A 2278-nucleotide genomic window follows, 5' to 3' on the forward strand; every position below is an offset into this window, starting at 1 on the left:
CGTCCAGATAGTGCGAGAGGCGTCCGGGCCCCTGATCGAGGCAAGCGCGAACGAGGCGCTGCGCCGGGCGGGGAGACCGAAACTGTGACCGAGATCATTGTCCCCGATTACAGCGCGATGGTCATCACGAACCTGACGCCGAACTTTCCGAGCCGGGTCAACCGCTCGGCATGGACCGGCAAGCGCAAGGTCGTGGGCCAGCCCGGCGGCGAGAACTGGACAGGCAAGCTTATCGTCCCCGACATCGCGACCGAGATCGAGGAGCGCAAATGGCGCGCCTTTCTGGTCGCGCTGCGCGGCCCGCAAAACTGGTTCAAGTGGTTCCTGCCGTGCCAGGCGCACAGCGGGGCCAAGCCGCTCGTCAACAACACGCCTGCGCCCGGTTACGAGCTCTCGCTCGACGGCATGACGCCGTCCACCACGATCCTGACGGCAGGCTGCTTCCTGACCGTGCCCCTGCCCAGCGGACACAAGCGTCTCGTCTGCCTCACCGAGGATATGGTCACGAACAGCAGCGGTCAGGCGATCGCCAGGTTCGGCCCGGCGCTCGGCGAGATCCCGGCCAACAATGTCGAGGTCGAGAGCAAGGCCCCCTACATCCCGCTCGCCCTTACCAACACCAATACCGGCATCGACTATTCCGACGCGATCGCAGGGATTGAGCTTGACGTCGAGGAGGCGAAATGAGCCTTCCCGATATCGATGCCGTCGCCGCGCTCGACGCGCCGGTCATCAAGCCTGTCTGGTTCGCCTTTCTCGACATCAACGGCGACCCGGTGCGGTGCAACACGTCCGGCGTCAGCTTGCTGGTAGACGGCACCGGCGACCCTGATCTCGACGGCCAGACCTTTACCGGTATCGGCGGCGATCTCGTCGATATCTCGCCCGTTTCCGTTCGCGAGGGCGGTTCGGAGCGGGTGACGGCGCAGTTGAGCGGCCTGCCTCCGCTCGACGACGACATTCTCGGGCAGCTGGACAATCCAGCCAACTGGCAGGGCCGCGTCGCCCGGCTCTGGCGCACGATCCGCAATGCGGCGAACGAGCAGGAGGGCGGGTTTCAGGCCTATTACACCGGCTATATGACCGCGTTGGACTTCGCAGGCGACGAGTCCGGCGGCATCATCCGCGTCACGATCGAGACCTATCTCGCGGCGTTTAGCCAGGCCAGCAACCGCACCTATCTGGACCAGGAGCGCTACGACCCCGACGACTGGTCGGCGCGCGCCTCGATCGCGATTGCCAATGGCCTGACGCAGAACCCCGGCGCGGTCATCGGCGGTGGTTCCGGTTATGGTGGCGGCTATGGCGGCGGCGTGACCGCGCCGAGGGTCAACGACCTGTGACCGCGCGGCGTTCGACATGGGAAGCCGATCTCGCGGTCTATCTGGCGCAGAAGGCGACGGAGCCGTTCGAGTATGGCGTCAACGACTGTTGCCTGTTCGGCGCGGGCGCTGCCGCAGCGCAGACCGGCGTTGACAACGCGGCGGCGTTCCGTGGGCGCTACAGCACGGAGATAGGCGCGGCGCGCGCACTCCGCCGCATCGGTGCGGGCGATATCGAGAGCACCTTCGACAGCTTCTATCCCGAGCGGCCGATCGGCTTCGCGCGGCGCGGCGACCTCGTGTTCAACGGCGAGGCGGTCGGTGTCTGCATCGGCGCGGTCGCCGTGTTCCTGTCCGACGATGGCTACAGCCATGTCCCGCGCGCCCAGTGGCGCAAGGCCTGGGCGGTATGAGCAAGGTTCTCAAGATCGCCGCCGCGGTTGTCGGCGCGGCAGCGATCATCGTGGCAACCGGCGGCGCGGGCATCGGTTTCCTGGGAGCTGCGGCGGCGGGCTTGGCAACGGCAGGCTTTAGCGCTGGCGCGCTTCTGACCGTGGCGGGCGCGCTTTCTATCGGATCTTCGCTGCTCGCCAAGAAGCCCAAGGCGCCATCCGTCAACGCGGCCAATATCGATCGCCTGAACAGCACGATCGACCTGCGCACCCCGCGCAAGATCGTGTGGGGCGACACGGCGGGCGCGAACGACGTTCGCGACCAAGAATATACCGACAACCAGACCGTCCTGCACCGCTTCATCGTGGTTGCCAGCCACAAGGTCCATTCGATCTACGAAATCTGGTTTGACGATGAGAAGGCATGGGACAGCGTGTCCGGCGTCGCCGCCAAGTTCGCGGGCTATCTCACCGTTACCCCGGTCACCGAGGGGAATGCCTTCAACGCCATCAACATCAGCCCGCGCATGGGATCGAGCCGCCGCTACACCGGCCTCGCCTATG

At 66.0% G+C, this 2278-nt stretch carries 4 protein-coding genes; all 4 read left to right on the top strand.

The genetic code is table 11. The annotated features are described in order from the left end of the window. Nucleotides 1-84: 84 nt before the first annotated feature. On the top strand, nt 85-687 hold the full coding sequence (locus AX735_RS22660) for a hypothetical protein (protein ID WP_066284873.1): 603 nt from the start codon (nt 85-87) through the stop codon (nt 685-687). Then, nucleotides 684-1343 carry a hypothetical protein gene (locus tag AX735_RS22665; protein WP_066284874.1) on the top strand — a complete coding sequence of 220 codons (660 nt, stop codon included), beginning with the start codon at nt 684-686 and terminating at the stop codon, nt 1341-1343. The genes AX735_RS22660 and AX735_RS22665 overlap by 4 nt, the downstream gene beginning before the upstream one ends. Next, nucleotides 1340-1735 carry a DUF6950 family protein gene (locus tag AX735_RS22670; protein ID WP_066284875.1) on the top strand — a complete coding sequence of 132 codons (396 nt, stop codon included), beginning with the start codon at nt 1340-1342 and terminating at the stop codon, nt 1733-1735. The genes AX735_RS22665 and AX735_RS22670 overlap by 4 nt, the downstream gene beginning before the upstream one ends. Next, nucleotides 1732-2278, top strand: a 547-nt coding sequence (locus tag AX735_RS22675) for a hypothetical protein (protein ID WP_202189648.1), incomplete at its 3' end; no start/stop codon positions are given. The genes AX735_RS22670 and AX735_RS22675, both read left to right, overlap by 4 nt.

This window comes from Blastomonas sp. CCH1-A6, from assembly GCF_001556365.1.
Taxonomy (GTDB): domain Bacteria; phylum Pseudomonadota; class Alphaproteobacteria; order Sphingomonadales; family Sphingomonadaceae; genus Blastomonas; species Blastomonas ursincola.